This window comes from Aquimarina acroporae (assembly GCF_023195925.1).
GTDB lineage: Bacteria > Bacteroidota > Bacteroidia > Flavobacteriales > Flavobacteriaceae > Aquimarina > Aquimarina acroporae.
The window spans coordinates 539,039-558,615 of sequence record NZ_JALPRE010000001.1 but is presented as its reverse complement, the minus strand read 5'-3'; the positions used below and the strand labels follow the sequence as shown (position 1 = coordinate 558,615).

Annotated in this window: 21 protein-coding genes; all 21 read right to left on the bottom strand. The window is 32.9% G+C overall.

The window, feature by feature from the left end; all coding sequences use genetic code 11:
• Positions 1-19: 19 nt before the first annotated feature.
• The 21 genes from M0D21_RS02780 to M0D21_RS02680 all read right to left on the bottom strand — a co-directional run bounded on the left by M0D21_RS02780 (position 20) and on the right by M0D21_RS02680 (position 19,571).
• Positions 20-892, bottom strand: coding sequence for a leucine-rich repeat domain-containing protein (locus M0D21_RS02780; RefSeq protein WP_248326479.1), 873 nt, complete (start codon positions 890-892; stop codon positions 20-22).
• Between the two features lie 111 nt (positions 893-1,003).
• Positions 1,004-1,450, bottom strand: a complete 447-nt coding sequence (locus M0D21_RS02775) for a hypothetical protein (RefSeq protein ID WP_248326478.1) — start codon at positions 1,448-1,450, stop codon at positions 1,004-1,006.
• A gap of 125 nt (positions 1,451-1,575) precedes the next feature.
• Positions 1,576-2,511: a proline dehydrogenase family protein gene (locus M0D21_RS02770; protein WP_248326476.1), complete on the bottom strand. Its 936-nt coding sequence runs from the start codon at positions 2,509-2,511 to the stop codon at positions 1,576-1,578.
• A gap of 68 nt (positions 2,512-2,579) precedes the next feature.
• Positions 2,580-2,882: an ArsR/SmtB family transcription factor gene (locus tag M0D21_RS02765; RefSeq protein ID WP_248326474.1), complete on the bottom strand. Its 303-nt coding sequence runs from the start codon at positions 2,880-2,882 to the stop codon at positions 2,580-2,582.
• 128 nt (positions 2,883-3,010) lie between these two features.
• Entirely contained in the window at positions 3,011-3,547 is a 537-nt protein-coding gene (locus tag M0D21_RS02760) for a GNAT family N-acetyltransferase (RefSeq protein ID WP_248326472.1), read from the bottom strand.
• A 30-nt stretch (positions 3,548-3,577) separates the two neighbouring features.
• Positions 3,578-4,459, bottom strand: a complete 882-nt coding sequence (locus tag M0D21_RS02755; protein ID WP_248326467.1) for an alpha/beta hydrolase family protein — start codon at positions 4,457-4,459, stop codon at positions 3,578-3,580.
• Positions 4,460-4,499: 40 nt separating this feature from the next.
• A complete protein-coding gene (locus tag M0D21_RS02750; protein ID WP_248326465.1) occupies positions 4,500-5,003 on the bottom strand; it encodes a GNAT family N-acetyltransferase in 504 nt (167 codons plus the stop codon).
• 130 nt (positions 5,004-5,133) lie between these two features.
• Entirely contained in the window at positions 5,134-5,400 is a 267-nt protein-coding gene (locus M0D21_RS02745) for a hypothetical protein (RefSeq protein WP_248326463.1), read from the bottom strand.
• A gap of 9 nt (positions 5,401-5,409) precedes the next feature.
• Positions 5,410-6,324, bottom strand: a complete 915-nt coding sequence (locus M0D21_RS02740; protein WP_248326452.1) for a GTP-binding protein — start codon at positions 6,322-6,324, stop codon at positions 5,410-5,412.
• A gap of 58 nt (positions 6,325-6,382) precedes the next feature.
• Entirely contained in the window at positions 6,383-6,739 is a 357-nt protein-coding gene (locus tag M0D21_RS02735; protein ID WP_248326443.1) for a hypothetical protein, read from the bottom strand.
• Positions 6,732-9,155, bottom strand: a complete 2,424-nt coding sequence (locus M0D21_RS02730; RefSeq protein WP_248326435.1) for a penicillin acylase family protein — start codon at positions 9,153-9,155, stop codon at positions 6,732-6,734. The genes M0D21_RS02735 and M0D21_RS02730 overlap by 8 nt, the downstream gene beginning before the upstream one ends.
• 119 nt (positions 9,156-9,274) lie before the next feature.
• Complete coding sequence (locus M0D21_RS02725) at positions 9,275-10,303, bottom strand: hypothetical protein (protein ID WP_248326433.1); 1,029 nt, start codon at positions 10,301-10,303, stop codon at positions 9,275-9,277.
• Between the two features lie 84 nt (positions 10,304-10,387).
• Positions 10,388-13,579 (bottom strand): AsmA family protein, encoded by a 3,192-nt coding sequence (locus M0D21_RS02720; RefSeq protein ID WP_248326431.1) that lies wholly within the window; start codon positions 13,577-13,579, stop codon positions 10,388-10,390.
• Between the two features lie 154 nt (positions 13,580-13,733).
• Entirely contained in the window at positions 13,734-15,002 is a 1,269-nt protein-coding gene (locus M0D21_RS02715; protein ID WP_248326422.1) for a M1 family aminopeptidase, read from the bottom strand.
• 63 nt (positions 15,003-15,065) lie between these two features.
• Positions 15,066-15,509 carry a GNAT family N-acetyltransferase gene (locus M0D21_RS02710; protein WP_248326413.1) on the bottom strand — a complete coding sequence of 148 codons (444 nt, stop codon included), beginning with the start codon at positions 15,507-15,509 and terminating at the stop codon, positions 15,066-15,068.
• Positions 15,510-15,592: 83 nt separating this feature from the next.
• Positions 15,593-16,345, bottom strand: coding sequence for a DUF6882 domain-containing protein (locus M0D21_RS02705; protein WP_248326411.1), 753 nt, complete (start codon positions 16,343-16,345; stop codon positions 15,593-15,595).
• Positions 16,346-16,421: 76 nt separating this feature from the next.
• On the bottom strand, positions 16,422-16,817 hold the full coding sequence (locus M0D21_RS02700) for a VOC family protein (protein ID WP_248326409.1): 396 nt from the start codon (positions 16,815-16,817) through the stop codon (positions 16,422-16,424).
• A gap of 45 nt (positions 16,818-16,862) precedes the next feature.
• Positions 16,863-17,252 carry a helix-turn-helix domain-containing protein gene (locus M0D21_RS02695; RefSeq protein ID WP_248326407.1) on the bottom strand — a complete coding sequence of 130 codons (390 nt, stop codon included), beginning with the start codon at positions 17,250-17,252 and terminating at the stop codon, positions 16,863-16,865.
• A gap of 150 nt (positions 17,253-17,402) precedes the next feature.
• A complete protein-coding gene (locus tag M0D21_RS02690; RefSeq protein WP_248326405.1) occupies positions 17,403-18,155 on the bottom strand; it encodes a YARHG domain-containing protein in 753 nt (250 codons plus the stop codon).
• A 1-nt stretch (position 18,156) separates the two neighbouring features.
• Positions 18,157-18,657, bottom strand: a complete 501-nt coding sequence (locus tag M0D21_RS02685) for a hypothetical protein (protein WP_248326403.1) — start codon at positions 18,655-18,657, stop codon at positions 18,157-18,159.
• Between the two features lie 2 nt (positions 18,658-18,659).
• Positions 18,660-19,571 (bottom strand): helix-turn-helix domain-containing protein, encoded by a 912-nt coding sequence (locus M0D21_RS02680; protein WP_248326394.1) that lies wholly within the window; start codon positions 19,569-19,571, stop codon positions 18,660-18,662.
• Positions 19,572-19,577: the final 6 nt, after the last annotated feature.

Below are 19,577 nucleotides of genomic sequence, written 5' to 3'. Positions count from 1 at the left end.
TAATTGTTGATACACCTTTTTAAAATTGAATTTTACAGTTGGGTAATGCTTCTTGAATTCTACGTTTTTCTTCTAGACTTAATGGATTTCCTTGAAGTAAAAGTTTTTTTAAATTAGTTAGGTTACCAATAAATTCTGGTAGAGTAGTTAGTTGATTATTTTGAAGTGTTAACATTTCAAGTTTTTGTAGGTCACTCAGCTGATCAGGTAGTTTTACAATTTTATTACTACTTAATCCTAGTACTTTTAGTTTTTTTAGTTTAACTATAGAAATTGGAATAGAAGTGAGCTCATTACCGTTTAGCCATAAGCCTTTTAATTCTGATAATTCACCTATTGATTTTGGCAGCATTTGAAGTTGGTTATAAGCTAATTCAAGGGAATCAAGTTGTTTAAGTAGGCCAATAGACTCAGGAATACTGGTTATTTCATTAAAACTTAAGCTAAGACGTGTCAAGTTAGATAACTGTCCTACTTCTTTTGGGATATGTTTAATTCGATTTTGTCGAATATCTAGAAAGGTTAGTTTTTTTAGGTTCCCTATAGTATTTGGAATTCTGGTTAATTGGTTAGAGATTATAGAAAGTCTCTTTAATTTCGAAAGTTGATCCAATGAATCGGGAAGAATAAAAAGTTTGTTATATCCCAAATCTAACTGCTCCAGATTTATTAATTCGAGAACTCTTTTTGGCAATATATCTAAACGAAAATCTTTTAGTGGCAGCGAATTCGTAGTACCTAATTGTTGTATTGAAGAACCTTTATCTAGTGATAGGTGGTAAACATTCTCAGGGCTTTGCAAAGCCTCTTCTAGTGATACATAGGTTTTAACTTGTGATGAACCTTTAGAAGAGTATAATAGTACAATGAAAATGATAAGTTTTGTTTTCATTCAATAGTTCTTGTATTTGATCAAATATAAAATTTTTAATGCCAATATATTTGCCAATCCGAAGTACTGGAGAAAACTGTTTTTCACTGTCATAAAAAATAGAACAAAGAATTACTCAATAGATTCTAATTCTATTTTTCGAGTAGTGGCTGCGCTCGCACCAAAACCTTCTGCTTTTCCTTTAAGTTCACCGTTTCCTGAAAAATCGGGGTAAAATAGTACGGTTACTATGGATCTTGCTATAATACCGTCTACAGTATTTTCAACTTTTACAATTCTCATACTTCCCGATTCTACAGTCCAGGTAAACTTTGTGTGAATAGAATGGTCCCATCTGTAATAAAAAGCCGAAGCAAACTTTATGATTTCGTTAGGGGAGGCAACATCAGTTCCATCTGAACAGATCGCTATAAATGTATCTGGAGTAATATTTAAATCACATTTAGTAACATCTTTTATATTTCCTACTATCTCTTCAGGAATAACATCATCGTCTTTTGAGCATGATGTTAATAAAGTAATAGATACTAATAGGAGTACACAAATTGTTTGTTTCATGATATTTTGTTTTATTTAAAATAAGTTCTTTACACCCTAATAGTCTGTAAAATCTAAAAAGGTTGCTTTAATTTTAGATAAATTTGAAAACCATGATTTTATTTTTGTTTGGCCCTTCGGTTCTTTTAATTCACGATATCTGATAATGCTCTGAAGAGATTAAGAGGGTATTCTGCGATACGATTACATAAGTATAAATACCATTCTTCACCATAAACAAAATATAATTTGGTGTTATACCCTTCTTTTTTTAGAGTAGTTAATTGTTCCGTTTGAATTCCGTAGAGACTTTCAAATTCATACATCTCATGTGTTGGTTTATAATGATCAATTAGCTTTTTGGCTTCTTGTTGTATTACATCATGATGTGTGGCAATAGAACATTGATGATTTTTGGCCAGTAGTTGGTCTACATAATCTAGATATATGTCATCTAATTCTTTGCCTCGTGGGATGGATTGATTTTTTGGAGTTTCAAAAGCCCCTTTTACAATTCTGATTCTGCCTTTTTCTGCCAAAAGTTCTTTAAAATCATCTTTGCTTCTATACAAATAAGCCTGCATCGTTATCGACAGATTACCAAACTGTTTTGTAGCTTTTTTATAGGTATGAATAACATCATCGGTCCTATCTATTCCTTCTGCACTTATAGTTACTTCAATGTCTTCGGCTTCTTCGCAAATTTTGGATAAGTTTTCAAAACACAAATCTTTTGATATGGCTAAACCAACATGCGAAAGATCAAGAGAAATTGTAGCATCTAGTTTTTTATTTTTAATCTCTTTTGCAATTCGTATAAATTCTTGAGTCGCTTCACTGGCTTCTTGAACAGTATCAGTATTTTCACCCATATATTCTATGGAACACTTAAAATCATTTTCATTCTGTATAAGTACTTTAGAAATGGTTTCTACAAGATTTTCCCCACCAATATATCTATCGGCTGCTTTTTTGAGCACCCGGAATAGAGTAGGGTTGTTTAAGATGTAGTTTTTAGCATCATCATTCATTGCTGCTTTACGTAGTGCTTCCGATCCTACAGATAATAAATGGTGTTCCATAATATTTGTATTTTAATGATTAAATTTATTTATATATCGAGATTTATCGATGTATAAAATGAAAAAAATTATAAATTGTATTTGAGTAGGTTGATATAAGCACCTATAGTTTCTTCATTCCGTTTGTAGTAGGTCCATTTACCAATTCTTGTCGCTGTAACTAAATCTACTTTGTGCATCATAGTGAGGTAATGTGATACAGTAGATTGGGAAAGCCCTGTTTTATCTTGAATATGACACACGCAAACGCCATTATTAAAATCGGGTACATTGGTTTGAGGAGGGAAGTTAGCTTCCATATCTTTTAACCAATCCAAAATATTTACACGTATCTTATTAGATAAAACTTTACTAACTTCAACAATATCCATGAAACAAATATATAATTAAATATCGATATATTTCGATTTGTTAATTGAAATATTGACCTTCTACAGATTGTAGGTTAGGTTTTGTTAGCGATATGGAATCCTGGTACCTCTCATAAAAAGAGAGGAAACTATATGCCAGCTATTTTTGAGTAAATATCTAAACTGATAAACGCTCCATTTTTTATTTCACAGTCTCGCATCGTACCTTCTAAATTGAAATTTAGTTTTGCAAGTGCCCTTTTGCAATTAGCGTTTTCTGTTTCAACAAAACCTTCAATTCTGTGCAGTCCAATATGCTCAAATGCATATTTTAAGATTAGTGGAATGGTTTCTGTCATTAACCCCTTTCCCCAATGCTCTGGTAACAACCAAAAACCAAGTTCAGCTTTTCTATTTTCTTTATTAATATCATTTAATCCTCCTGCACCAAGAAACCTTCCATTATCTTTAGAACAAACTGCCCACCATATACCAGTTTCGTTCTTTTCCAAATCAGAAAACCAGGTCATCTGCTCTTTTGTTGCTTCTAGGCTATCAAAACTAATCCCATAGTATTTGATAATATCTGGGTGTGAAAGTCCTTTAAAAACATTTTCTAAATCTGATTCTTTAAATTGCCTTAGAACTACTCTTTCAGATTCTAGAATGGGAAATGTAGTATGCATGTTATAGTGTTTTTTAATGACTTGTATCGGTTATTGTTTTTTAACTTTTTGCTTTATCCATTCGATAGAAATATCAATTGGAATAGAGGTATTGGCAAATGCCGTATTGTGTCCTAATTTGGAAAACAAAGTATATTCAAATGGTTTACCTTGAACTTTAAGGGTATTAAGATGCGCTATACACAATCCTGCGGGTATTTGAATATCTTTTGCACCAAAAAGCCACAACCCCGGAATGGAAAGAGAGCGCAGTGCATCTTTGGGATCGGTATCGGTAAATTGATATCGATCAGGATCATTTCTAAGATGTTCCAGAGCATCTGCTTCGGTATGATTTTCCCAGAAATTGGTATTCCCATTGGTATAAAACTGAAACCTAAGTTGTTCGAGAGTTGTTATTGTTGGGCAACTAAATAATACCATAAATTCTACCAACGAATTTTGGTTTGCTGTTATAGGAATTATCCATCCTGCTTGACTAAATCCTACAAGCCCGACAGGTATTTTTTTATTTTGTTGATATAATAGGTTTACAGCAGCACTAGCATCTTTTGCCAATAGTGCTATATTGGTAGCATCAATATTGTTTGTCCCAACTTCTGGTCCAGCATAAATTCCTTCCGATTTCCCAACCCCACGTTTGTCATAAGTTAACACCGCAATATCATTTTGAGCCAAAATTTTAGCAAATTTATTCATTCGAGGCTGTTGACCAGAACCATGAACAATTACTACGGCTGCATTGTACTGTTGAGGTGTATAGATAGTACCTGCTAGATTCACCCCTTGACTTTTGAAAGTCACATTCTCAGTTTTTATTGTATTTACCGGTTGGGCATTTACATGAAACATTGGTATCAATAACATTGGTAAAAAAAGAGAAACTGTTAAACATGAGAGAAACTCTTTCATGTTCTTTCTCTTTTTAATGAAAATATGAGAATGATTGTTTTTAGTCTTGGTGTGTTTCATAGCCTTTTCTTCTCAATTCATATACATAACAAAAAACCTCATTAAATTTTCTTTCTTCAATAAACTCAAATCCGAGTCTCTTATAAAATTTATGTGCCTTGGTATTTGTTTTTAATGGGTCAATGAGTATTCCTTCAACTTTTGGGTTTTCAAAGCACCTTTGTATGGCTTGTTTCATCATTATAGAGCCGTATCCTTTGTTTAGGTTACTTTCTTCTCCTATCCAAATATCTATAGCTCTTTTGTTTTTCTCTACTTGCCCCCAATAATGCGTTTCTTCTAGATAAGGATCAATGATCTGCAAAAAACCTATAGGTTCTTTATTTAATTCTGCTACCAATTGTTCTCTCCACTTTGGTTGTCGAGAAAGTTCAATGTCCCAATTCCATTCATCATCTGGATCACAGTCAATTACATGTTGCTTTGTATCCCAATATTTGAGTAATTCAAGATCTTCTATTGTCGCGGGTCTTAATGTGATCATAGCAATGTCTTTATACTACCTTACGATAAAATTGATATAAACAAAAGGTACAAATAATGATGATATTATTAGCACGAGAATTCTTTTTATAAGTATCTTGTTTTGGGAAGAGTAAGATATCCAGGATCATTTACTTAATCTCTCGTTCTTTCAAAACTTGTTCTAGTTCTTTGTCTTGTTTAGAATTATTGATAAGTCTATAGATTAAAAAAATAGGAATTAGCATGGGTATTATACCTAATACATTCTTTTTGTAAATCGCAGCTGCAGCTCCAACAAAAAATATACCGGCAAGAAAACCAATTAATAGAGCGTTGACTATTTTCTTGTTTTTTAATTTCTTTTTTTCAATATGTAGTTCTTGATTTGTGAACTCTGAAAATTTATTTTTATTCATTTACTTTGTTTATAACACTTGGTTTTGTTGAATTAGACTAATTTCGATGGCTCTTTCAAGGGATTCAGGTGTACTTCCCGGACCTATAGCCAAAAGTTTTGATCCTGTAATAGGAACCCCGTTAAATGGTCTAATGAATACTTCACCATTTGGAGTTCTTTCAAAATAGGTGAATTTTTCTTCTGAACCTATTTGTGTGCAGCCTTTTATTCGAAGAATACTTTTCGGTAGTGCGTTACAAATATCATAAATGCAATTTGAACTTGGTAAATTGGGTAAATCGGTTGAGCATGAAGCCCAATGTGCTTTATGGTGCTCAAACTTTTGAGCCTTGTTTTCAGAAGGGGAGAGTTTAGGAATAAGAGAAACATCGACTTCTTTCATAGTCATAATTTCGGCAAAAGGGTTTAGCTTTTGTAGTTCTTCCATTACAAAATGTATTCTTTCTGAAGGCACATTTTCAATATGGGTTAAGACGGTCAACGAAGAAACCTGAATCTGATTGGCTTCTAGCTCATTATGGTCTTCTCTTTTTTGCCAATTTCTTACATCAACTACAGATATTTGAATAGGAGGTAGAAACCTGTCATTGAGACCAACACCAAGAAAACTCATAAGTGAACAGGCGTCAGAAGTACCATTGGCTTCGATAAGAGTAATTCCATTGGTGCGTTTAGGAATTCTATTCACAAAATTTCTAAGTTCATCTATGCCACTACAACAAATACAACTCCCACTGAGGGCTCTTACATGTTTTGCCTCTATTTGCTCAATAAATTGTTGGGCATCAAGATTTGCATTTTCATAATCGTTGAGTATAACAAATGGTTTCCAACTTTGCTCAATATAGCTGGTCATTAAATGTTTTAATAATGTTGTTTTTCCTGCTCCCAAAAAACCAACAACGGTAATAATAGCTTCCATACTCTCTTGAAAATGCTTTTATAGTGCTTTTTGTTTATACTTTTCAAATATTTCTAGATCATTTACTTCTACTAAATATGACGATCTGCTTTCCAAAAACTGCAATTACCCCTGCTGCCAACCCTCCTAAGATTCCCGTAAACAAAATAAGTATATAAGGGTTACCTCCAAGTTGTAATAATTGGGATATTTTTTTGGCCAGGGTAAAATCATTTGCACTACTTAACATGAAACAGTAGGTCGCCCAAAAAATCAATATTGAAAAAAACGGAACAAAAAATACCGCTACTTTTTTGAGAGGAATACATATAGATGTGGTTAAGGCAGCTGTCATCACTGACCACCAAGGTAAAAAGAGTGATAATAACGCAGCCAATAGTATGGTTACGATAAAGTTGATGATATTTTTAGTCATTACTTGCAGGTGTTAAGGTTTGTGTACCAATGACAGTATTGGTCACTTCATTAGAAGGTAAAAAATTAAGACTGTAGTATTTTCCAGCAGCCCAATCATTAATAAAATTATCATAATATTGACTCCCAGGGTTACCAGATTGACCTCCCGGATAAATACCCAAAGCTGTTGGAGGAGAGGTCATCTCAACAATCATCCTCCATGAAGGACCATGATCTTCTGAAGTGGCATTTACAATATTACGGTCACCACCAATAGGAATATCAAATCTTGAAAAAGCAGGTAACCCTTGTAATAAATGTCCTGCATAAGTGCCTTTATAATTTGACCAAGTATAGTTTCCTTCTTGTTCTTTTATTTCTTTTAAACTTTGACAAGCTTTTTTAAAGGCCAGTAGAAATAAATCTTTAGCTGTCTCCGTCTTACCTTTGGTCTCTACGATGTCCATAAATTCATGATTACCATGATTTTTTAGTAAGTAAATGGTTTGATAGGTATATGGAGAGGTTAGTGCCATATCTTGTGCTTCAAATTCATCCCATAACATACTATATAGTTTGCCATACCATTGCCTCCATATACTAGGTCCAACCTCATCTATATCATTGTTGAAACTCCAAGCTTGAATTTCCCTGTAGATCTCCTTTTCTTCGGTAGAAAGTGATGATGTATCCATATGTTGTAACATATATGGAACTAACTCTTTTGCTTTAAGATTTAAATTGTTGTTATGCAAATCTTTAAAATCTTGCACGCTAAATTTATCCTTAGAGTTAAAAAACTCATTAATCACACGATTTCTATAGGTTTCATAACCATCATTGAAGATATAATAGGGGTAATTTTCATCTACCGGATGTTGATTTGCCGAACTCACAAATCCACGATCTGGATTTTTGGTATGTGCATTAAATTTTTGTGGGATATAAGATTGCCAGTCGTTTTCGGGCTCACTACCATCCATTAAAAACTTTCCTTGACCTTCCCATTTATTGGCAAATTTCCCTTGTATCCATAGCGCAATATCTCCTTCTGTTGACGCAAATACGAAATTTTGCGCTGGAGCATTCCAATACTGTAAAGCACTTACATAGTCATTATAGTTTTTTGCTTTATTGAGTTGTATGAATGTTTTTTGATTGTTACCTCCATCATGAGCTATCCATCTCATGGCATATCCCGATTTTTGGTTTTCAGATTTGAAGTTCTTATCATATACCACCGGGCCATGATGTGTATACAAAACAGAATCCTTATAATTTTCTTGGCCTTTTATTTTTATATCCTCAACTCTAATAGAAACTTCTTTCCATTGGTTATCATATTTGTATTGTGTACGATTATCATTGAATTCTATTTTGTACCAATCTATAACATCTCTTGTAGCATTGGTTTCTCCCCAAGCAATATGTTGATTGAATCCTGAAATAACACCTAATGCACCAGGAATGGTGGCACCAAAAACATTATGATTAGGACTACTTAATTGCATTACAAACCAAATAGAAGGTAAATTAAGACTTAAATGCGGATCGTTTGCCAATATTGGGTTTCCAGTTACAGACTTTTCTCCAGAAACAGCCCAATTATTACTACCATTATCTGGATGTGGCTTTTCGATAGTTACAGATATGGTATCTAAAACTACTTGACTATCTGGTAATTTAGTTTGGGGAACATCAATAAAACTCCAGTCAGTATCCTTTGGGATTACAGGATCTGTGATATCAAAAAAGTCAGGAAAAAGTAAATCAAAATTTTCTTTTCCAACTAGTCGTAGAACATTTGTGTACTCAAGATCATCTTCGTAACCGGCCAGCATTTTTGTCATATACATCAATAGCAGGGCAGTTTTTTTGGGAGACCATGCTTCGGGCTTATAATCTAGAAGTTTATATTCTACTGGGTAATCGTCTGGGTTAAGTTGATCGATATATGCGTTTACTCCGTCGGCATAATCCTGAATAAAACTTAGGGTTTCAGGATCGTATTTTTTCATATAGGCAATGGCTTGTTCTGCTCCATATCCCATGCCTCGTCTTCGTTCTGTTCTATCATAATTTAAGGCTCTTTCTCCAAAAATTTCGGATAACCGCCCGGCAGCTGCGTATGTTTGAAATTCTAATTGCCACAAACGATGTTTTGCTGTTAAATAGCCCTGCGCCTTATATAAATCCTGTTCATTTTGCGCAAAAACGTGAGGAATCATGTACTCGTCATAATGTACAATTACTTTATCTGTTAATCCTGTTATAGAGATTTCTCCCGTGATCGACTCATCTGTTTCATTTTGCCAGATACCAGAGCTTGGATTTAAGAATTTGCCTAAAGGAGGAGCTTCACTTAGTTTTGTATTTAAAACATAAAAAATTCCAACGCTAAAGATAAAGGAGGTGAGAAGTTTAATGTATTTCATTAAGTGTGTTTATTGTGTGCATTTAAAAATACCAAATATTATTTTTAAATAAATGATATAGTGGTTTTTAAAACATGAAAAAATCAGTATTGATTTTATGAGTTCTACTTTTTTGGATACTAATTTTTCTTGTATTTAATTTCTCTTTCAATAACCTCTCTTTTTTCTCCTCTTCGATACTCAACTCTTTTGATCCAATTATTGTTGTTGTCATATGTATATTCATATTCGAGGTTATATACTTTTGAGCGTCCATTGGGGAAAGTATATTTTTGTTGGATCATACTATTGTGTTTGTCCAATTTGTATATGCTAATTGCTCTTTTTATGGTATCGTCTTCTGATGTTTTTTCTGTAATTTTTTCTATCAGATTGCCTTTTTCATCGTATTTATAATCATATGTTTCCAATAGTTTTCCCTTTTCTCCAAACCTTTTTACTTTACCTAGTAAATCTTTTCTATTAGTAAAGGCATTTCTACCATTTAATACATCAATATAAAACCTATTGGTTTGCAGCACACAAATATTTTCAAAAACATGATCGCTGGGAGAAGAACTCTCAATATTTGCATACTCATATTCAAAATGAGAATAATATAGATAAGCCTTTTGTTGCTTTACTTCCTTTACTAACAATCCCTGTTTATTAAAATGAAATTCTTGTTGGATGCCAGATTTAACATCAAAATATTTTGTAGTTATTTCATCATTTTCAATTTTCTTAGAGAATGAAATATTATTGTACAATGTATTTTGATTTGGTGCGGTGTAGAGGTAATAATTTATAAGTTCAATCTCATTTTTATCATCGTATATAATAGCTATTTTCTCATGTAGTTTGTTTTTCTCTCTAGATTTATAGATTGTTTTATAGTTGCCTTTTTTATCATAAATAACCGAATCTGAGGTAAATGAATAACTAGTTTCTTTACTGGAAAAGAAGATCCTTCCTAAGGAATCAAACCTGAATTTGGATTCGGATTGTTTGTTTAAAGTGTCTGATTTTATATTGTATTCCTGGATTCTTACACTGGAGATATTTTTTTGATCCATCAGATCAGCAATATATTCATCATAAGTAAATTGCCCGTAAGATTTATGGATAGATGTCACAAAAAATAATAAAATAAGTGCATTTAATTTCATTCCTAGTTTTAAATATGTATTCTTAATTGTCTTTCGGGAATTATGGTTTATGAAGGTAACTGTTGCAGTCCTAATTTAATACATCTATTCTTTTTTCTTACCTAGCGAGACCTTGTAATCATCGATATTTCCTTTAATTTTTAGGTTCAAGTACTTTATTTTTTTATTAGGATCTACTTCTACGATCTCTTCTTCTTGTTGCTCTGTACTAATAGAATCTTTCTTACTACCGAATAATTTTTGCCAGGCAGCTTTTCTTACTGTTTTCCATGGAATGCGTAAATAATAATCTATGTTTTGATTGTTATCATGAGTACCTGAAAGTTCTATATGCCCCAAAGTAGATTCGATTCTCATCGCAGGGATATTTATTTTTCCTTTTTGTATCGCTAGGTTATTTTGTAAGGTATCAAACCGGATGTTTTGTAGATTTTTGTCTCCCATATAATCTGAAAGTGCTAGCATGGGATCATAATTTTTTAACCTTCCATTTAATACTTTTACATCCATTTCTAGGGTAGATTGGTCCAGATCAGGTACCATATCTGGGTACACTCGTATTTTTCCTCGAATTCTGGAGGTAAGTTTCCCTTGTAGATTTTCTGATACCAAATGATCCTGTCCAAAATTTTCAAATTTGAATAGTAATTTATCCAAATCAACATTATTCATCACCAGATCGGGTTGCATATAGATATGTTTAGGATCGCTACCATTAAAATATCCATTCAATCGGATATTTCCTCCCGCTGCATCCATATTTAAGGTATCTATATAAATATAATGATTGGGTGTTGTGCGTAAATCTGCTATGATATTTTGTAGATCTATTCTATGGTAAATAAAGTGAGCAATATCTACCTTAAACTGCATATCGGTAAATGGTAATTCATATAAGTTGAAAGCGTCTGCATGTTCTTTTACATCTGCAGTTTTGGAAGCTACGGCCTCTGTGGGTTTTTGGGGATTTAAATCAAAATTGAAAAGTGCATCAAAATCGATGTAATTCGCCTTCAACTCAAAGTAATTGTCTCTTTTCTTTATTTGTGCATCTTTACCCAAGTAATAGTTTAGATCAAAATTAAAATTGGTAGTTCCAATTTCACCATGAAAATCTTTGATCACTAAGTGCTCATCTTCATAGTGAATCTTACCTCTAAAATCATGAAAACGAAGCGGGTGCAATTTCATTTTTGTGTCTAACTTATCTAAGGCAAGATCGATAGAATGTAACACAGAATCTTTATAATGCATGCTAGAGGCAAAATGCAATGCTAAATTATCAAAAGTTTCATGACGATATTCTTTAGGTACATAGTTTTCTCCTTTATACGAAAAGAGATCTTCGAGCCTTAATTTTTTCGAAGTAAGATTGATATCTAGATCTACATCTCCGTTAAGTTGGGGTTTCATCCAAAATGCATAATCATGTATAAGTCCATCAAAATGAAAATCACTATCATCGATATATCCTGTAAAATCTACTATTTTTAAGTCATTATCATCGATTAATACATCAGCATGAAAATCATGTAGTTTATGAGGATAATGCTTTAAATCAGCATATAAACTATCGATAAAAAACTCACCTTTTGGTAAATATTCAGATTCTGTAAAATCTTTTGCAGAGGCTTTAAAAGAAAGTCCTAAACTCAAGTCTTTTATTTGTTCATCAAAACCAGTTTGAATGGTATCTTGTTTGGTAAAACCGGTTAATTGAGCAATGTCAAGGGTTTTGGAGGAAATATCTAAATGCGCTTCAACAGGAATATTAGTATGATGTACGATAGCTGGTAAATTTGAGAGAAAACCACGTACAGATAAATCAGAATCTCCAATCAATAGTTCAAACTGATTCAGCGTAGCTTCTTTACCGTTCATGACTAAATTTACGTTCAAATCGTGTAGGGGAGCGGGTAGCTCTTTGGCTACCAGGCTTAGGTCTTTCACAATTAATTCGGTAAAGTAGGCTTGATTGAGTTTTTCTAAAGCTTTCTCGGGGTTATCGATATCAATAATATCATGGAAATTCATTTTCAATGAAACCTCTCCAGAAGCATCTTGTACTTGTTCCAGTTCGAAAAAGTCTGTAATGAAACCAAGGTTAAAATTTGATTGTATTTGCATATCAACTTCTGGGGATTCAAAGTTTTTTACAAAAATAGAACCTTGAAACTCGCCTTTTTCTAAAGAAGCCGTCATATCGGTAAGAGAAAACTCCATAGTACTGGCATCTCTGTTTTTTCCATTTGTAAAATGACCGTTGAAACCCATATTATCGATCTTTTTGGCTTTTTTGGTGTTTTCTAAATAGGCCTTTCCAGCTCCAAAATTTGCGTTGATAAAAGGTCTATTGCCTTTGTTAGCAGGCCCTTTAATATTTGCATTAAAATAAATTTCACCTGCATTTCTGTATTTCTCTAAAACCGGAATCACATCTGTAGGAGCAAAAGCAATCAACATATCGAAATTGGGTTTGGTTCCCTTTATAGAAAGATCCAGATCTACATCATTTTTGGTGTCTATAGATCCTTCTAGCTCAAAATCACCATTTTCCATCATAATGGTTGACGGGGAAATGTCTAGAATTCCGGTGTACTCATTAAAGATTACATCGGTATGCACTTCAAAATGCTTATTGTGAATAAAAGTAGTGTCACCATCTTTAATCACGTTTAATTCAAAATAAGTGTCAATATGCCCGGCGATGACACTGTCTTTTTGACTAAAACCACCAGTGCCGGCATACATGAACTTTTCTACATCTGTATTGGTAGCTTCGTCTAAAGTGTGAATATCTAGACTTTTAAATCGAATTTTTTTAAGATGAATATTGGTAGAAGGGGTTTCAGTCTCAGACGTACTGGCCAAAGAATTTTGAATATTGGTGGTATTGTTTTCATGAATAACAATATTAAAAACACCCTCTTCTATAATTAAAGATTGAATATCATAATTTCCCTTTACAATATCCCATAGATTAAATCCAACATAAATGTCTTTTACATCCATGATAATAGGGGCATTGTCTTCTTTGGTTTCTAGAATTTTTACATCATATACTTTTATAGAGATGTATGGGAAATTGCCAAAAAGTGATAATTCGCTTTCACCAACACTTATTAGGCCTTTGTGTTCTTGGTTTAACTTTGCGATTTCTCCTCTAATGATTTCAGATTGGTTGCTCTGAATATATAGCATTAGACCTCCTATTAGTAAAATAGGGACTAAGATTAGTACTAATAAAATTCGTTTCCAGAATTTTTTAATTTTCAAAGTAGACGTATTTAGGGTTAGAAAAGGAGTTAAGCATTAAAAGTAACGAATTCGCATGAAAAAACCTTGTTTTAAAGCACGATTTAGTCTAGAGTTTGTTGCTTTACTTGATCAAAATATAACTCCTTTTTAACCTAGTTTATTGCAGCTACAGCTATAGCGATAACTCACGCCTAAAATTTTCTGATATTTGAGTTCCAGAAATAGCTTCTAATTGTTTTAAAAAGTTTTCAGAATTTTTCTCTTTTACGTTAAACCATTCTTCTAAAAGTAAAAACATAGTTTGTTGACCGATCATTTGCTCTAGCTTGAATAATTTATACACTCCTTTTCTATACATCACAGCATGTTTAGGAATCTCATTATTACCTTTTATATATACAGGAGGAATCGTTACAGCCTCTTTTTCTGCATTATCAAGAAATTTTCTAAGATATTTTGTGTTAAATTTTTCTTCAATGTATTTCCAAGCAATATATTCTGCAATCGATTCGTCTAACCAACGATGAGGGCTCAAAGGGTTTGCTCCAGTGCTCCAAAAGTGAGCAAATTCGTGAGTAATATAATTTACAAAGTGAATGGTATCTTTTACAGATATATCATTACTCAACACAATTAGGTTTTTTCTGGCATATCCACTTTCTGTACGTGGTGTGATAACTAGTTTAGAAGACGGGAGTTTTTTTACTTTTCCAAATTTGTTATTGAGCCATTGATGACTATTGTTTCCTAATTGATGAATAAAATTATTTCTCTCAGTATTAATTTTACGTTCATAGATAGCGATGTTTCTGTCGATACTTTCCTCAAAATTTGAGCTCCCCAATAGTACAAGATCAATTTGAGGAACCACATTTGTAATTTGAAATGTATTTTTACCTAATTTTTTGGATGTTCCGCTAGATAGTATTTCAAATTTATTCTTTGATACTATGCTAATGGATGCATCTGCGCTAAATTGATTGTCATAAGTCGAAAGTATGGGTAGCCACCCCGAGTTTAAACTTAACTCTATCCAATCATTAGAAATTTTGTCAATACCCCAAGGGGCATCATCTTGTGTTAAGGTAAAATCATATTCGAAAGTGATGTTGACATTTTTTTCTATTTCATTTTCAAAATAGAGCACGATCTTTTTTGCTTTATTTCCACCTTGCTTTTCATGATAACGTATCAAACCGTTGGCGATACATTTTTTGATCATTATGTTTTCATGACCAATAAATGTTATGCTATCAGTCTTCTCATTGGCTTTGGGTATGTATGTTATATTAACCAGTGTCGATAATGACTGTTTTTCTGGGTTAATTGCTACGTTTACCTTGTAGTGAGATGTTTTTTTTGTTTTGTTGGTTTTTGAACAGCCCGTGAATAGGAGCATTAAGCAAAGAATAAAACCTATAAGATTGAATAGTGGTTGCATTGGTTCTGGTATCGTTAGTTATTATTGTATAGATAAGAACCAATAGTTTTTGTTACAGTAAGCTTATTTTTTCAATTCCATATGTAAGATGGGATAAGGTTTTCCTGTTGAGTCTAGTGCAGAACGACTTATTACTTCGAATCCACAGTGTTTGTAAAATCCAACGGCTTGCTCATTCTGTTCGTTCACATCAACTTTATTTACTTCCAGGAAGTTTATAGAATAATCAAGTAATGCTTTTCCGATCTTTTGTCCACGATATTCAGGGTCAATGAACAACATTTCTAAATTTTGTTCGGCTACCCCTAGAAAACCAACTATCTTTTCATCATTATTTTTGATACATCTTAACTCAACCGCATCAAAATAAGTATTCAATATCAAAGGTTTAAAATATTCGATATCTTCTTCTTTCAAGAAATGATGCGTTGCTCTTACCGAAGATTCCCATACATTTAGAAGTTCGGGGTATTCGGTTTTACTTACCTTATCTATTTTTTGTTTCATTTTCTAAATTGTTACCAACGTTTCGGTTAAGAATCGTGAGTTGGTATAGTTACTAAACTTTATATCCTAAATATGTAAAGGTTTTATATTTTTCCGTTAAGAGACTTTAATCTATTCTGGTTATCAAATTCTGCAGTTACAACCTTATCGTTTTTCATTCCTTCAACTTTATGTTCAGTTACGTTTATGTCTATGTTTCGATCGATTAAATAGCTTTTGAAAGCTTCTTTATGGTTTAGATCAACGCCACCAATTAGCTGGGGAAAAGAGGTTAAAACCTTCTCTAATCTATTGTAATCTATATCAGGAATTTTGTCAGATTTTAAAGTTAGTACCATGGTACCTTGTCCATAATTGGCGCAAAAATATGCGTCGGCTTTAAGTATTCCGGTGGCAACTAGTCCCATTTTATGTTCGAAACCTTCTTCGGCGGCAAAATGCCCTTTTGAGAATTCTTCAATTTGTTTTTTTTCTCCGATTTCCTTTAGTTGTAATGAACCACCTAATAGGTTTTCAGGAATTCCACTTTTTGCATTTGCCCAGCCCCACATCCAAGAATAATCATTAAACGATAGTGAACCCATGACTTCTATAGGAAAATCTAGATCTCTAAAAGATAGTGTTCCAGTATTTAGGTTAATATTCCAGGCCAAACCTCCGGTTACATCATTAAAATTTAGCTGTTTTTCGAAGGAAAGACCCGCGTTTTGATCAACTAAATCTTGAAAGTTTTGGAATTCAGTTTTGGAGGCAGAAGAAAAATCGGATGAATTAGTTTCGGAATTAGAACTTTCTTTCTCAGACGATTTTCCGAATAGTTTTTTAAATATGCTCATGGTTTGCGTATTCTTTCAATAGAGGAGCTTTTGATTAGCTTACTTTTTATTGTTAGGGAAAAATACTGCTTTTATTTTAAAGCGTTTCTACGATTTGAATATTGTTCCCGCAAGTATCGTCAAAAACTGCAAATTTTACGGTACCCATTTCGGTAGGGGGTATACTAAAATCAACATTGAGCTTTGTTAATCGGTCATATTCTTTATCGACATTTTCAACATCAAACTGAGTCCAGGGGATTCCAGCCTCTTTTAATGAGTCTTGAAAAACCTTACAGGGCTCAAAATGGTTGGGAGCAGGTTCTAATAACAGTTCTGGGCCATCTTGCCATTCGGGAGAAACAAGCGTCAACCATCGGTTACCGCCCTCTAAGGGAGCATCTTTTTTCACCAAAAAACCCAGTTTTTTGGTATAAAATTGTAAAGCTTTTTCTTGATCTCTTACCGGGATGCTAATAAGTGTTACTTTCATCTTTGATGTATTTTATTTAGTTCTCAAAGTTTATAAGTTTCAATCTCATTTGCTTCTCGAAACTTGCTCTTTTTGAAATTGACTTGGTGATTTTCCTGTTTTTGTTTTAAATAATTTGCTAAAAGACCCTAAACTTTCAAAACCAACAGCAAAACAAGTCTCAGTAACGGTCATCCCATTTATTAAATTTTCTTTTGATTTTTCAATGCGTTTGTTAATTAAGTACTGCCTGGGTGTTAGCCCGTAGTACCTCTTAAAAAGTCTTTGTAAATGGTATTTTGAGGTGAATTTGATATTGGATAAAAAGTCTAGTTTTAGATCTTTCTCAAAATTATTATCTATGAAATGACGAGTGGCTATAATCGTTTCAATCTGTTTATTATTTGAATAACAGCTATTTTTGATATGGCTTATTTTTTCTTCGTAGAATGTCATTTCTATATAAATCGATGTCACCCTTCAGGCTATTAGTTAATTAGGAATTAGTATATATGGAATATTTGGGTGCTTTCTACTGTTGTTAAATATACGTAATGTAAGTGAATTTGGGATGTAAGGGGATAGTGTAATTGTTTTGTATATGTTTTATTGCTTTTCTAAAGTTATTATTAGATTTACGTTATACTTTTCAATCTCGTTCAAATCAGGATTATTTGTTTTTGTGATTGTTTTATACCATTCTTTTGTAGAAAAATAGTTGTCCATCTTACCATCTTTTTTAAAAACATAGCCCTTTCTAGCGAATATTTCGTTTCTCATAATTTGTAATTCGTACTTGGTATACTCACCCAATTCTTCTTTGGTTAATTTTACGAAGCTGGCTTCAGGGTATTTTCCTATAGTTTTGATTTTTATACCTTCATTGAACTGAATGTAACGATACACTTTTCCATTTTCTGTTTCAGTAAATGAAAATCCAATACCTTTGGCTCCTTTTTTTAGAAATAAATTGGAGTTATCGACACACGTATATGCAAAATATTCGGTTGCATTCTCACCAAGTTTGATGACTTTTGTATTATCATTGTAGCTTACCTTGATCCTATCGGTTTTTCTTGCCCATGTTTCTTGTTCCCAAACGCCATATTCTTCTTTTGCAAACCACTTACCATGAGAAAAAATGATACTAAGATCAGATTCGGCTTCAGAAGAACCGAAATGATAATTTCCTTGAAATTCTTTTGCAGAGGATTCTTCAAGTTTTTCTAAGCTGTGATATTCAATTTCTTCACTTCGATCAGCCAAGTAAGCTCTATATATGGTATCATTTTTTTGTTGAGCACAACCTACTCTTGTAAAAGTCACTAGTAAAAGGATAATAATAAGTGTTAATTTCATTTTATTTATCTGCTAATTTCAATTCGTTATGATAGTTTTTAATCCTGGCATTTGCGTTACTGTCTACCAATAAAATGACGATCATCATTGCAATTGTTGTAATACAGATCGCTCTAGCATATGGTTTGTCAACAAAAATAATGAATAAGGCAGCAATAATGATTATACACGGAATGATTTTGAAAACTATGGTGCTATATTCTTTCATAGATTTTTCTGTGCGAACAATTTCCGATTTTATGAATTCAGATGGGTTAGCCGTATACGCGTTTTCAAAACTCGAAATTCTTGAGGTATTTGCGATTAATATACCAATACCAACAGCTAATAACAGCATACCCGCTACCAACGTTGGAAAAATATACGCTTTAGCTGTTTCGGATCTCCCAAGTTGCCAGAAACCTACACTTGCTATTAGTAATAAGATGGCAAAAAGGATGAAAAATTTTGAGGAAAAAACTTCAGCTTTTGCCCATTCTGTAGCTATTTTTAATATTTCCATTTTTAATTCATTTTATAATTTTCTCTATATGCAGAAGGGCTTATTCCTAGTTTCTTTTTAAATAGTCTCGAGAAATATGGAGGATATTCAAATCCTAGTTCATAAGCCACATCAGAGATGCTTTTGTTGGGTTGTAATAGCATATTTTTGGCTTCATCAATTAGGTGTAAGTGCAAATGCTCTGTAGTTGTTTTTCCTGTTTCTTTTTTAAGCGTATCACTTAGGTATCGTTGAGAAACCGCTAGTTTATCTGCTATTTGTTCTATACTGGGTATACCATTTTCTTGTAGTTGCCCTGTTTCAAAATATTCAGACAATTGCGCATTAAATTGCTCTAACAAGTCATGGGATAGGTCTTTTCTGTTTAGAAATTGTCTTTCGTAGAAACGATGGGCATATTTTAAAAGTGTGTCTAGTTGAGAGATAATAATTTCTTTACTGAACTTGTCTTGGTTGTTTTGGTATTCAGTTTCGATGTTGTTTACTATAGATTCTATCTGTTTTTCTTCTTTGGGAGAGAGGTGTAAGGCTTCATTGATGGAGTAGGAAAAGAAACCATATTTTTTTATCTGTTGAGCCAATGCTGTTCCTTTCAAAAAATCTTCATGAAAGTTGATCGAAAAACCTTTTCGTTCAAAAACAACGCTATTATCCCATTGTAACACTTGTCTTGGTGCAATAAAAATTAAAGCACCATTTGTAAAATCGTATTTTGTACGTCCATAATTTAGATTTCCTTTTACATACTTTTTCAAACTAATAGAATAGCAATCGTTAGTAATAGGAGGGGAGCTTTCTCTTGGACAAGGAAGGTTACCATTACCTTTTGCATTAAAAACACTCAACATAGGGTGCTCTGGCCTTGGAAGTTCTAGGTAATCTAGATACGATGATAATGTTTTAAAGTGTTGCATACTATA